This window comes from bacterium (assembly GCA_016699045.1).
Lineage (GTDB): Bacteria > Babelota > Babeliae > Babelales > RVW-14 > AaIE-18.
The window spans coordinates 290,370-303,919 of the sequence record CP064957.1 but is presented as its reverse complement, the minus strand read 5'-3'; the positions used below and the strand labels follow the sequence as shown (position 1 = coordinate 303,919).

General features: G+C 38.6%; 12 protein-coding genes and 2 tRNA genes. 11 read left to right on the top strand and 3 right to left on the bottom strand.

The genetic code is table 11. The features are described 5' to 3' along the window. Positions 1–25 precede the first annotated feature (25 nt). A complete protein-coding gene (locus IPF37_01315; GenBank protein ID QQR49466.1) occupies positions 26–265 on the bottom strand; it encodes a hypothetical protein in 240 nt (79 codons plus the stop codon). A 314-nt stretch (positions 266–579) separates the two neighbouring features. Here IPF37_01315 and IPF37_01310 point away from each other — a divergent pair. The 7 genes from IPF37_01310 (at position 580) to IPF37_01280 (ending at position 5,893) form a co-directional block, all read left to right on the top strand. After that, positions 580–656: transfer RNA gene (locus tag IPF37_01310), tRNA-Ile, on the top strand. 79 nt (positions 657–735) lie between these two features. After that, positions 736–811, top strand: a tRNA-Ala gene (locus IPF37_01305). A 220-nt stretch (positions 812–1,031) separates the two neighbouring features. Next, positions 1,032–2,180: a glycosyltransferase gene (locus IPF37_01300; GenBank protein QQR49465.1), complete on the top strand. Its 1,149-nt coding sequence runs from the start codon at positions 1,032–1,034 to the stop codon at positions 2,178–2,180. Next, positions 2,177–3,334, top strand: a complete 1,158-nt coding sequence (locus IPF37_01295; GenBank protein QQR49464.1) for a glycosyltransferase — start codon at positions 2,177–2,179, stop codon at positions 3,332–3,334. Before IPF37_01300 ends, IPF37_01295 begins: the two co-directional genes overlap by 4 nt. A gap of 119 nt (positions 3,335–3,453) precedes the next feature. Further along, on the top strand, positions 3,454–4,566 hold the full coding sequence (locus IPF37_01290; protein QQR49463.1) for a GDP-mannose 4,6-dehydratase: 1,113 nt from the start codon (positions 3,454–3,456) through the stop codon (positions 4,564–4,566). Between the two features lie 17 nt (positions 4,567–4,583). Next, positions 4,584–5,135, top strand: a complete 552-nt coding sequence (locus IPF37_01285) for a hypothetical protein (GenBank protein ID QQR49462.1) — start codon at positions 4,584–4,586, stop codon at positions 5,133–5,135. A gap of 41 nt (positions 5,136–5,176) precedes the next feature. After that, on the top strand, positions 5,177–5,893 hold the full coding sequence (locus tag IPF37_01280) for a hypothetical protein (GenBank protein QQR49461.1): 717 nt from the start codon (positions 5,177–5,179) through the stop codon (positions 5,891–5,893). Positions 5,894–5,942: 49 nt separating this feature from the next. Here the strand turns inward: IPF37_01280 and IPF37_01275 are convergent, their stop codons facing one another. Further along, positions 5,943–7,664 (bottom strand): hypothetical protein, encoded by a 1,722-nt coding sequence (locus tag IPF37_01275; protein QQR49460.1) that lies wholly within the window; start codon positions 7,662–7,664, stop codon positions 5,943–5,945. 243 nt (positions 7,665–7,907) lie between these two features. On the opposite strand from IPF37_01275, the gene IPF37_01270 reads away from it, so the two are divergent. Further along, positions 7,908–9,140 carry a hypothetical protein gene (locus IPF37_01270; protein ID QQR49459.1) on the top strand — a complete coding sequence of 411 codons (1,233 nt, stop codon included), beginning with the start codon at positions 7,908–7,910 and terminating at the stop codon, positions 9,138–9,140. 77 nt (positions 9,141–9,217) lie between these two features. Next, on the top strand, positions 9,218–10,027 hold the full coding sequence (locus tag IPF37_01265) for a hypothetical protein (GenBank protein QQR49458.1): 810 nt from the start codon (positions 9,218–9,220) through the stop codon (positions 10,025–10,027). Here IPF37_01265 and IPF37_01260 read toward each other — a convergent pair. Continuing rightward, the gene (locus IPF37_01260; protein ID QQR49457.1) at positions 10,024–12,000 is read right to left on the bottom strand and encodes a hypothetical protein; all 1,977 of its coding nucleotides are present in this window, start codon (positions 11,998–12,000) and stop codon (positions 10,024–10,026) included. The two genes, IPF37_01265 and IPF37_01260, sit on opposite strands and share 4 nt — an antisense overlap. Positions 12,001–12,204: 204 nt before the next feature. Here IPF37_01260 and IPF37_01255 point away from each other — a divergent pair, with 204 nt between their 5' ends. Together IPF37_01255 and IPF37_01250 are read left to right on the top strand one after the other, a co-directional pair. Then, positions 12,205–12,918, top strand: coding sequence for a VIT1/CCC1 transporter family protein (locus IPF37_01255; protein ID QQR49456.1), 714 nt, complete (start codon positions 12,205–12,207; stop codon positions 12,916–12,918). Between the two features lie 281 nt (positions 12,919–13,199). After that, on the top strand, positions 13,200–13,550 hold the full coding sequence (locus IPF37_01250) for a hypothetical protein (protein ID QQR49455.1): 351 nt from the start codon (positions 13,200–13,202) through the stop codon (positions 13,548–13,550).

Here is a 13,550-nt window from a genome sequence, read left to right as displayed (position 1 = left end):
AACAAGGTTTATAAAGGCTTGGCCTTTAAACTTTGTGACCTTTTTTATCTTCACTTCCTTTTCCCCAGATGCGTTGGATATGAAAGTCTTTTTTGAAGTATTTTTTACTTTTTTGGCTTTTTTTAGATTTTTTTCCTTCATAATATTCATTATGTTCTTGGTTTTGTATTTTGCTTTCTTTGGTAAGTTGATTTGGATATTTTGCATCTAATCGTATGCTTTTTCCCATTACTTCTCCTTTTTGATTTTCATTGTATTGATTCATTGTACTTAAAAACGTCCTTTGTACTATAACTATAATGAATTTTAACTTTAATAGTCAATAATATTGTTATTAAAAAATAGGAATGTTTGACGGTTGGGCTTTGGCTGTTAAAGCCGGCATAAAGGGCTTGTTGGGCGTTTTCTTATTAAAAGTGTAAATAAATGGTAAAAAAAGCTTGAAAAGTACTCTGGAACCAAGTACAATAGGTCCATCATTGAAAGTGCTTTTTTGCACTGACGTCTTTGAAAAGCTGCTTAAGTAGGCTCTTTTTTAAATTGAGATTACAATAAGCTATTGTTTCTGGTGATTATTGAGGGCCTATAGCTCAGTTGGTTAGAGCACCCCGCTGATAACGGGGAGGTCAGTCGTTCGAGTCGACTTAGGCCCACCATAAAATACTTTGCAAATGATTTTTTTATGGTAGACTGTTCTCAATTCGAAAAGAATTACCAGATCACATTGAAATGTTCGGGGGTATAGCTCAGTTGGTAGAGCGTCCGTTTTGCACGCGGAAGGCCAGCGGTTCGAATCCGCTTACCTCCACCATACTTCGCTCCTTTGGAGCTTCGTATGGCACGGCCATTTTCTTTAATGATTTTCCACAAAATACATATTTTAGTTATTATAAAAACTTTTGATTAAACGTTTTTCGTTTTCAAAAGTTTTTTTTGTTTTTGAGCAAAACAACTCTGCCATCTTCTTTTGATTTTTTTTATAGCCATGCCATGCTCAACGTTATGAAGAAGTTATAAAAAAAGGAGAAGACATGAAGTATGGTCGTGTTGGTTTTTTTCTCATTTTATTGAGTATGCATGTTCTGTGCGTATCAAGTAAATCCCTCAAAATTGTTATGGCAGAGCCGCACTTTCCCATCATGACGCATACTTTTGTAGTGAGTCAGTTTGTGGGCATGTTAGAGCGAGGGCATGATGTTTATATGTATGCTAAGCCATTTAAGGAACAGGCTACCGACGTTGTCTTGCGTTATGGCTTGCTTGAACGAACACACAATTATATCTCGCGAGAGATGGCTAATGCCGATATTTTGCTGGCACAGTTTGGTACGCATGGTGTTCATATGCTTGAATTGAAGAAAAAAGATAACCTGCCAGGCAAGCTGGTAACCTGCTTTCGTGGGCAAGATATTAGTGCTTACGAAAAAAAGAACCCGGGCATGTATCGTGGACTTTTTCAAGAGGGTGATTTGTTTTTGCCGGTTTGTGAGTATTTTGCGCAACGGCTTATTGAGCTTGGCGCCGACCCTGAAAAAATAGTAGTGCTTCATTCTGGCATTGATGTTAAAAAATTTGCATTTAAGCAGCATGTGCTTTCTGAGACGGGGCCAATAAAAATAGTGAGTACCAGTCGCTTGTCGGCAAAAAAAGGCATAGAATATGCTATCAAAGCCGTTGTTCGGTTGCATAAAATATATCCGAATATTATATATACAATTATTGGTGATGGTAGCGAAAAAACCAGATTAATGAAGTTGGTTCAGCAGTTTAAGGCGAGTGACTATATTTCTTTTGCTGGGTGGTGTGAGCCTGAGCAAGTTATTGAAATTTTAAACCAATCAGACATTTTCATGTTGCCGTCTATTACGGCAGAATCTGGCGATCAAGAGGGTATTCCGAACTCTCTTAAAGAAGCGATGGCGCTTGGTTTGCCGGTGGTCAGTACCTATCACAGCGGGATTCCTGACCTTATAATGCATGGTGTTTCGGGTTTGTTGGCTCCTGAAAAAGATTATGGTGCGCTTGCCAATCATGTACAATTTTTAATTGAGCATCCAGAGCAGTGGGAAGGTATGACGCGCGCCGCTCGGTTGGTGATTGAGCAGAAATTTGATGCAGAAATGGCGAGTGAAAAGCTTGAACAAATTTTATTTCAGTTGCTTGGTAAGGAAGAAGTATGAATTTGAAAATTATTTCAGTATTATTTTTTTTGATTAGCTTAGCGCATGGGACAATTTCAGCAGTTGAGCACGAAAAAGTTAAGGTGCTTTTTGTTGTTGAAAAGTTTCCCTACAGTTTACAGACATTTATTATCAATCAAATGACCGGCCTTATCGATCGAGGTTTTGACATCAAAATTTTTGCACAGATAGCACCTGATAGTTTTATGCCAGATGTTTTACAACCTTACGATTTTACCGACCGTGTTTTTTATCGTTCTGTACCGTCAGGTCAGGGTGATTTTGATATTATTTTGTGCCAGCTTGGGGGTTCAGCATCAAGGTGTTTATCACTCATTCATAAAAAAATGTTGTCAGGAAAATTGCTCGTTTGTTTTCGTGGTTATGATTTGAGTGGGTATATCAAATTTTATCGTAACGCTTACGATGAAGTGATGAAAAAGGCCGATCTTTTGCTGCCGGTGTGCGATTATTTTGCTGATCGATTGCGATCGATGGGTGCTCCATCAAACAAAGTTATTACGCATCATTCTTCGATTGATCTTAAAAAATTTGCATTTAAAGAGCGTTCGATAGGGCCTGATAATGTTATTCATTTGATCACCGTTTGTCGGTTGGTTGAAATGAAAGGCCTTGAGTATGCCATTCGTGCTGTGGCGCAAGTTGCGCGCGCTCATGAAAATATTGAGTATACGATAGTGGGTGGGGGTGATTTATATGATTCTTTGGTTCAAGTGATCGAAGAGCTTGGTATGAATAATAAAATTAAGCTTGTTGGGCGCAAAGCGCATGAAGAGGTTGTGCAGCTTCTTGATCAATCGCATATTTTTATTCATCCTTCCATCACTGCTAAAAATGGATCGCAGGAAGGGATTCCGAATGGTATTCAAGAGGCAATGGCCATGGGGCTGCCGGTGGTGAGTACGTATCATAGTGGTATTCCAGAATTAGTAGAACATGGCGTTTCTGGTTTGTTAGCGCCCGAAAAAGATGTTGCAATGCTTGCGGAGCATCTTTTGTATCTTATCAAACATCCTGATCGATGGGCAGCGATGGGGCGAGCTGGTCGTGCTAAAATTGAGCAAGCGTTTGATATGGAAAAGGAAAATGATATATTGGCCAAACTTTTATTGAGTGTTGTGTCAAACGCATAAACGTTTACGTTTATGAACCATGATTCTTTATGAGCTCTTTTTCTTCCGCTTGAATTTTTTTGCCTCACTGCGTTAGAGTGATAGTTGTCGGCATAAAAAATAAAGAAGAAGGGGACGAAATGAATTCTTTTTCATTTAACCAACGAATGCCATGGCTGATTGCATTGCTGAGTTGTGTGCTAGGCTTGACGATTTGGATTGTGTGCGGGGCAGAAAGCAAACAGCCGGCCAGAAAAAAAATTATGATTACTGGTGGGGCGGGATTTATTGGCAGCCATCTTGCACAGGCACTTATTGCTCGAGGTGATGGCGTGGTAATTGTTGATAATTTTTGTCCGATGTATGATCCCGCGTGGAAGCATCGTAATGTTGCTTTAATTCAAGCCGATGATCCTGAAAAATTATGCACGATTTATGAATCTGACATTTTGGATATGGAAAAAATGTCGACCATCATGGCGCGTGAGCGGCCCGATGTTATTTGTCATTTGGCTGGCTATGCCGATCTGCGAGCAAGTATTGAAAAACCAGAAGAGCATTTGGCAATCAATACGCAGGGTACTCTCAATATTTTGCAGCTGACCAGAAAGTTTGGCATAGAAAATTTAATTTTTGCTTCCAGTAGTAGTGTTTATGGCAACAATACCAACGTGCCGTTTAAAGAACCCGATGATACCGATCGGCCAACAAGTCCCTATGCTGCCAGTAAAAAGGCGGGCGAATTGTTGGCGTATACCTACCACCATCTTTTTGGTTTACGTTGTGCGTGCTTACGTTTCTTTACTGTATATGGCCCGCGTGGAACCCCCAATATGGCAGCTTTTAAATTTATGGATGCTGTTCATAACGAAAAATCGCTTGTTCGGTATGATCAAGAAAATAGCTTGCAGCGTGATTTTACTTATGTTGGCGATATTGTTGATGGCATTGTTGCATCGATTGATGGGCTTATGCAAAGAACTATTGGCTATCAGGTCATCAATCTTGGGAGTGGTTCAACGGTGTCGTTAGATGAATTTGTTAATGTGATTGAGCAAGTGGTGGGCAAAGGAGCAACGTTTGTTCGATTGCCGGCGCCGCGCACTGAAATGGCGGTTACCTATGCCGATATTTCTAAAGCGCAAGCATTGTTGGGATATCAACCCAAAACGTCGTTGTTTGACGGCATTAAAGCGATGTATGAGTGGTATGTTGATGAGTATTGCAAGCAGTTGGTGGTGAGTAGGGAGTAATTAGGGGAGACGCGGGGATGTATAAATTGGGATGGGGTTTGGGTAAAACTATTACTATTGTTTTTGTGGTAGTAAGTTTTTATCATGGTTTTTGTGTTGCTGCTCAGCAACCGTCTGTTCATGAAAAAAGAATCTCTCATCAAAGAGGTTATTCTGCTGGCAGTCTTGATGGTTTTTCATTTCAATTACGCATGACAGTTGATTTGAATAATTTAAAGTTGGCTCTTGATGAGTATCGTGATTTGGTGTTGGATCAGATAGTTATTGTTGGTCAACTTGAACGAGATATAGATCTTGCTTTGGCTATTATTTGGCAATTGTATCATCATATTTTTCATTTAACAAAAATGTATAAAGAAGCGGTTTTTATTTGTTTTCCTAAGCGTAAAAAAAAATTGTATACAAAAACGATTGAGTTAGTGAAATACATAGAAACTCATTATTTGGTTAAGTGGCGTATTATTGGTAGTTCTTTGCTTAGACCTGAAATCATGATGCCTCTTACGCAGCTTATTGATGATTTTTTGACTTTATATAAGCCGTTTGGTGTACAAGAACTTTCGTATTGACCGTAATTTTTGAGGGCCGGTTTTTTTAGGGGGGAGCGGGGATGAAGAAAATAATTATGATGGTGGGTTTTGGTTTGGTGGTAGGTTCCGTACATGTGTTTGCGATGGGAGAGAGAAGAGAATTAGATAATGAGATAACTGATGAAATGGATGATGAAGATAAAGAATTGTTAAGAACGTATACAAAATTATTATCGCTGGAAGAGCGAATTGAAAAGCTTAAAGATTTGGAGCAGACGCCAAGAGTTTTAAAGATGATAACTCCTTTAGAAAAAAAGTATGAGACAGTGGCAACTGAAGCTAAAAAGCAATTGGATGGATGGTTTGAAAATGTTGAGCCAGTTATTAAAGAGTTTATACGAGTAGATCAAGATTTTAGCGATGATGAAGAAGAAGAGAAAGAAGGAGCGGTTTATGATCTTGGACAAGCTTACGATCATTTAATAAAAATGTTATATCAGCCTCAGTTGGCATCGAGAGCACCCAAACCAACCACCATGGAGGTTGCCAAAGTTTTGGGAGAAGTTATTGAAGCCTTGTTGGTTGTACAAAAAAAGATGAACTCAAATCTCCAAAATACGAACGATGTTTCGCCAGACATGTTTAATAGGTATAAGCGCATTTTAAAGTGGACACTCGGTGGGCTTTTTGCTTCGATGATTGTGGTTCATGCTGGTAATTATATGGATTGGTGGGTGATGGTGGTGCCAACGGTAAGAATACCTGACATTATTGAGTCCTTAGCAAATACTTTGTGAAAATTGAAAAAAGAAGGCTGCTTTTGTTATCAAGAGCAGCCTGTGCTATTTAAGCGATATTTTGCAGATTGTGTAAAGAGGTGCAGAGCTTTACGAGGCAGGCTTTGAGGGCGGTGAGTGCCGTTTGTAAGTCTGTCAGATTGGTGGTTGATGTATTGGTATTTTTTTCAATCGTTTTCAGAAATTGCGTTAACATTTTGTCTTTTTTATTTGGGTTAAATGTTAATGGATTGTCTTGATTGTCGCTATTCCATTGCCAGGTATCTTGGCCAAATGTTGTGCTGAGAAATTGTTTGAAATAATCAACAATAGTTTCTTTGTGATAGTCGGGAAAGATGGTTTCAAAAACGTTATCACCAAATTTTTGTTTGATTCGATTTTCGATATCTTCTTTTGTGTCAGAAGATATAGCAGATACATTAAATATTAGATTGATTTTAGTAAAAGACATATCCATGATTTGTGCTTTAATTATTTCCCTTGGTTTAAGGCAAAAAGTTGTTGCTTTTTCTATCTCTTGTGTCAAGTTTTGATAAAGTAATGCTAAAAAACAATCATCGCCAAAAGACGATCTGAAAAAATATTCGAGTAGCAATCCTTTAAGTTGCATATACGTAGAATTATCGTTGTAGAGAATTGATGCTCCGCAAAAGAAATGGCGATAATTATGCATGTTGCCAATAAAGGTAAAGCTTGCTAAGTGCTCAAGGTCTACGTAAATGTGATTTGAAAAAGATCTATCAGGTGGGACAAGTTCTTTATATTTTTTGGTGTTGAGATAGCCAATGATGGTAGAATTCGGTAGGTAGCTCGAATTTTCTGATTCGTTTCGAATATCGCTACCAATAAAGCCCGTTATTGATCCGAAGATTCCTGTTGGATTTGCGCATGATCTTTCCCATGTTGCTTGCTGGTCTGGTTCTATGGTGGGGTTAATAGTTAAAACAACGGGGAAGTATTTAAAAAAATCATTAAATCTAGCAGTTGTTACAGACCTTATACAAGGTTGCCAGCCAAGCACTACGGCGGCTGCTGATACTTCCTGCCAGCCATTATTGCCTCCAAATCCAGATGCCCCATTAAGCTTATTTTTCGCAAAGTTTTGTAAGGTTTCACCTTGTTCTTCTGGTGCTTTTTCAATGTCTAGAAAGGCTGTTTTTATGTTGTGTGTATGGTATATCCATTGTCTTTTTTCCCAAGCTTCTTTAATTGCTTGTTGTATGCTTTCTTGTAACGGATTCCAGGATGGTGTTTCTTTTATTGCTGTATCGAAGTCTACTTCGTAGTTTTTAAAAATAATAAAAAAGGGAATAGTTGGTTTTGATCCAATCATACCATTCGTGATATCGCAGTTCATATCAAGTAATTTTTTTTTATCGATAAGATCCTTGATGCGTGGTAGTAGTGGATTATTCTGGAGATCTGAATTGATTGGCTTTAATCCTAGAATAGAAAGAATTAAGCATGCCGATTCGTCGGGGTAGGCATGGAGGTTATTTATCTGGCCGCTAAGGCCAGCGGTTTTAATGTCCTCGGTAAGAAGATCTTTTTGTAGCGTTGGATCAGTGGTTAGAACGGCAAGGTTGTGTTTGAAGCGCGATATTCTTTCATTCCAATCTTTAATGCCAGCGTTGAGTGCGATAGTATCGAGCTGAATTTCAAGATCTGTGAATGGTTTAAGTAGTTTTTTACTTTCTGTCAAAGCATCAATCGTGTGGTGTTTTGCAGAAGATATTAACATCAAAAAAATTAAAAACATTTTTTTTGTCATAGTATTCTTCATATTAGTATTAATCAACTATTTTCCATTATATTCCATTTAAAATAGTTATGATTATCCTGTCTATAAATTTGCATTATTTTCCATTTTGTTGAGTTATGATTGGGTTTAATTTGTTGAAGTTGCTGATGAAAACGCGAGGATTACAATTGTCTTGATTATTAGAATAAATACTGCTATTGATATCGACGAGTGAGTAGTATTGAAAGTTCAAAAAATGAGGGATAGGAAAAAATGAAGAAATTTTTAGGATTTAGTTTTGCGGGCATGATGCTTGTTGGTGCTAGTTCCCTGCATGCTGCGAGCGATATTCCGGTTGTGCCGAGTGATAGTGAGTGTGAAGCATTGTTTAATTTTGATGTTGTCGAGATGGTGGTAAAACACCGAAGATTTTTTTATGGTGGTAATATATCACGTACAGAATTTGAGCATTATCAAAAAGCTGGTACGAAACAACGCTCAATGGAACGGCAGTGGATTAGTGAAGGAAAGTTGACGAAAAAATCTGATCTTGAGCCTGCAAAAAAAACAAAATTATCAGCCCAGTTTGATGTTGATGACGAGAGCAATACAAGCGAGAAAGAATTTGTTGGTCGGCATGGAGTGATTCAAGAAACTTTTCATGCAGAGAGTGATTTGTCTCCATGGGTTGATGTGCCGTCAAATGCTCAGCTCAAAGTTGTTGCCAACAATAATGTGCCTGATTGGCCAGAAGCAGATGATGACGGTTGGCGAGTAATATTTGATCCTGCAGGATTAGCGAATAGAGTTGAGAGTCGTGTCCCAAATAAGCTTGATCTGCCTGCAGAATCTGGCGAAAGCAGTGTGCAATCAAATGCGAATGACAAGGCATCAGGAGAGGATCAAGACGCTGATGATGCGCCAATTCGAGCAGTGGCTGAAGATAGGGATGAAATCAGTCTGCTGTTAAAAGAAGTTGGATTGTTAAAAGAAGAGTTGATGTCACGAGCTCCTCGGTTACCGCTCAAAAAAATTCGTAAATTAGCAGATGCGTTAGAAAAAGCGGCTCGCACTCGGTTAGCGCAAGATCATCCGGAAGAAGCAGTCATTCCTAACAAGCCAGTTGTTTTGGAAGAGCTGGAGATTATTCTTGAAGAACTAGATAAGTACTTTTTTGAACGTTCGCACTCTTCGCGTTCGCGCTTTTCGGTAGATCCCGCCAAAACTGCTCTTTTATTGAAAAGAGTTGTGAGTGTTGCGCTTGCTTTGCGCCAGGTAGTTGACACGATAGAAGAAGCGCAAAAGTATCCAGACCAAGCAACAAGTTGGTATGCTGGTTTTGGAGCAACTATTTCGGCAGAGCGTCTGGCTCAAGCGAAAAATGGTCTTTTGGCATTGGTTGTTATTGCCGGAGGTTCATTGGCGGTGGTGAGTGGTGGCTGCTATTTTGATTGGTGGGATTTATGCGCAGGATTTACGTGGGCAAACTGGCTTTCTTTTTTTTAGTTTATTTTAAAGTGATTTTGTAAAACGTGAATTTTCATATCAAATATTTATCGCACGAATAGAGAGAAGGAGTTTCTATGAAGCTTACGTGGGTACGATTTTTTCTGCTTGTTGGGGGCATATTTGTAGGAACGCCTTCTTTTCTTGTTGGGGCGGGTTATTTTTCGTCTTCGTATGAATGCCCAGGGCAGTGGACTTCTGGGACGCCTAAGCAGTTGGCCGAACTTTTGGCTGATGAAAATTATAGTCAATTGATGCCGTACGCTTATTATTATACCGAAATTGACCAGCAATCTGATATGGTTGGGTTTATTTTACAGGGTGCAAGTTCCCATAAACATGTGCCTATGATGTACATGGTGGTGCGCGGTTACGTACAACGGTTAAAAAAAGGGAATATGCTTTCAACGGATGAATTAAATACCATGTTTATCTACATAATTCTTTCTTTGTTGCGTGTGCAAGAAGATTATGCTGCCGTGTCTTTGGTTCTTGAGCCGCATGAAAAAGCCGCAAAAGTTTATAGATTGTTAAAATGGAAATACTGGTATTGGTTGAGGCCATACATTGATCGGATTAAAAGTGCATCGTGTAAATATGTTTTTGAGCAAGTAGCAGCTATTGCAAAAGAGAAAGTTGATTATGACCATTTACCAAATCCTGCATGGATATTAATGTGTTGTTTTAGTGGTCAAACTACTATTAATTTTGATTCACCATCGCATAATGCGAAAAATATATTTAAAACCTATGCTGGTTTGGTGAAAGAAGCACGTTTAAAAAGACAGGCGATGGTACTGGATTATGCAGTACCATCGTCCTGGCAAGAGTTTTTTAAAAATGTTCAACAAGATTCTTGGAGCGAGTGGGCAAAAAGTTTCTTTTAAAGAATATTTTCAGGAGGACAGATTGTTAAAATACTTTGTCCTCGTGCAAATTGTCCATCAGGATTGGTTACGGTTACCGTCTTTGAACCAACCGGAGCATTTACGGTTGAGATATTAAGTTCAAGGGTATTTTTATCAATAACGGTTGTATTATTAACAATAACGCCGCCAGAAATATCTACTTGTAATCTACATTCAAAGCCATTACCAGAATCAAAAAATCCTGATCCTTTTTTATCAAGTCCTTGTACTCTGATAACGACGGATGCTTGGTTGGTTGGTACTTTGACGGGAGATACTTCTACCGGTACTGCTGGTGGTGGTGCTATGAGCTTTTGTACAATAACACCCCATTTATTTTCAGCATTGCAATATTCTTGAATAGTCCACATGGTCATATCATCGCATGGATCTACTGATGTCAAAGAATAAGCTCCCCATGCTCGGCCAAATTGACCACCAGGATTTGCTGCAGGATTGTAAGCAAATGGGGTTGTGGTTATATTGCGATGTTTTTGTGTGGTTCCAAGTTGATCTGTTGCTAGTCTACTAACTGTAACGGCATCGGCATGACGTTGGCGGCCTGCAACGTTGCACCCAAGGCTCATATGTCCAGCGCCTGATGTGGCAAGAGAGGGAATCCAGTATGATATGTTGTCGGTGGTGAGGTCTTCTGGAGTTTCATCAAACACGGTTCCTGCTTGAATAAGTGCTGGGGTTCCTTCGCTGCTTACATCAAGTTCATACCATCTGCTTGAGGTGCGTGTTAAATTTACTGCATTAGAACTAATGCCTTGGTTATCAGTTGCTATGTTGTGTACTGTCCACAATCTGTTGTTTCTCACATAAGCACACGTCAAACGATCGTCAATGCTATCAAGTCTTCCAAAGTAGCCATTTTCATTACCAAGATGACGTACAAGAAGTGGGTAAGTTGTTGAAAGGACATTGATTAAAATGTTTTCTGAGATGGTTGGTGTTCCGCCTGGGTTGTAAATGCGACGCATGGTGAGCATGCCAAAGTTTGCGTTATCAACACCAATAAAGTAACCATCAGTTGAATTAGTATCAAAGTTATTAACGCCTTGTGGTACAAATGGTCCATGAAATGTTTCAAAATCAATTAAGTTATCAAAGCGTGTGTAAACCATTGAGCCACCGCTGAGCACCGAGCTCTTGCGTACAACAAACACAACGCCGCTGTTGGTGTTGCTGTAGGTATGTCCGCCAATGTAGATTGCTTGACTATCAACGCCAAGTGTTGGGAAAGCAAAAAAGATACTAGGACCAACGTTGATGGAGTAAAAGTACCAGTAGGTATATGGCGTTATGAAACTTTCGTTGCTAATCGCCAGTAAGATCTTGTTGTTGTCATAAGTAGATACATCATAATCTATTGCCAGTAAAATCCATTGTCCGCTCAAGCGGTCATAATGAATGCGTGGTCCACTGATTGGGTTAGACGTAAGATAACTAAAAAAAGCACTTGGGTTGATATCAATACCGCCATCAGCTTGACCAGTATTTTTATCAAAACTTTTGATAATGTTGTTGCCAAAAACAACAAATTGGTCAGGGCCTGCAACGCCAGTACAATCTGGTGGGAAAGTATTGGCGATATCAAGTGAATCAACTTCAAATTTTATTACTGGTGCTGGTTGAGCGACACGTAAAAATTCTTCGGTGTTGATTATTTCTTCGGTAAAATCAAATGTCCTGAGTTCAGGATAGCGTGCAACTTCAATCGCTTTTGTATTGGCTTTGCGTGTGGTGCGCCCACGTGAAACACGAGGTATAATGCGTGGTAGAGGAGGAAATGCAACTCTGTGTTGATTGTTGTTTAATTCTTCTGTTTTTTTACATGCTGACCTAGAGACTTTTTTACTTGTTCCTTTGAACTCTTGAGGTGAACTGCTGGGTAGGGATGCTTGTATTAACAAGATAGCAAGGGCTAATCTCTTGAAATTGATCATAAAAAAACTCCTTAAAATGGGTGAAAAAGGTACTTAATTTTTGTATCTTGATTATTAGTCCCTACCATAAAATGGATGATTTTCTTAATACAAGATTTTTATTATTTTGATTGAGAAATGAATTTTTCTTGCAGCATTCTTCCAAACATTTTATAGTTGTTCGGCAAATGGGGTTGACTTAAAATAAACTAAGAAAGGATATTGATGAGCGATTTTAAAAATGTAGTAAAATCATTTCATGGTAAGTATATAAAAAGTATAGTGTATGGTGGACTTGATGGTATTGTAACGACGTTTGCTGTTGTTGCTGGTGCATCTGGAGCGTCTCTCAATCCTGGCATTATTCTTATTTTTGGATTTGCAAATTTGATAGGCGATGGCATTTCAATGGCTTTTGGTGAGTATGTTAGTTCTCGTGCTGAAAATGAATACAAGCAACGCGAAAAAGTACATGCGGAGAGTATTTTTCATTCTGATTTTGATCAAGAAAAACAGCGCCTGATAAATTCATACGTTGGTAAAGGATTTAACGAACAAGAGTCTCTCCAGATGGTTTCGTTGCTTGCTGGTAATAAAAATTCCTTTATTTCCATGACATTGCTTGAACGAGGGATTGTGACGGTTGAAGAATCGTTGTTCATAAAATCGTTGTACACTTTTTTGTCGTTTATTGTTTTTGGTATTGTGCCGTTGACGGTTTATATTATTGCGTTTATTTTTCCTGAAGTTATAAAACATACGTTTCTTATTGCCTGTTTTTTAACCGCGATTACGTTATTTTGTTTGGGTGCTATGAAAGTTCAGGTTACCGGAAAAGACTGGGTTAAGTCTGGTTTTGAGATGCTTGGTATTGGTGGCTTTGCGGCAATGGCCGCTTATGGCATAGGACATTTACTTGCTGGCCTGGCCGGGCAATAGGCGGTCATTTTTGGTATGATTTAATTTTTAAAATTTTTTTGATTATCAATTTTAATTCAATATTTGTTTAATTTTAGGACAATGTTTTCTTAAAAAAAATATTGTCCTTTCTTTTTTTTATTAAAAAAATGGCGCTAAAATCAGAATAATATTATTTTGTTTAGATAAAATTGCGTATTCATGTTTGAGTTATTATGCTGAGAAAAAGTTATGATTAATTAAAAGTGACTTAATAAAGTAAGTTGGTGTATAAGTGTGTGTTTCACAATAAGGAGAGAGTTATGGAACATCGTAATTGGCCTACGTTAGGCCTTGCCCTTTTTGCCGTTCTTGGTCTTATGTTCATGTTAGACAATCTTGGTATGGTTGCCGTTAAAGGAATGTTTTGGAGCTGGGCTGTCTTGTTACTTGGTATTAGCAAATTGAGCTGTCATATGGAATGCTCAAAGAAAGACAAATGCAAACTCTGGAATCCTAAAATGTTCTGTGGCCTTGTATTTACCGTTATTGGAGCATGGTTTGTTTTGGGTGATCTTGGACATGTTTCCACTCATGGATTGAACCTTCTTTATGTACTTACCTTCGCTGTTCCTGTAGCAGCATTGGCAGAAAGATATTTATTAGCAAAATAA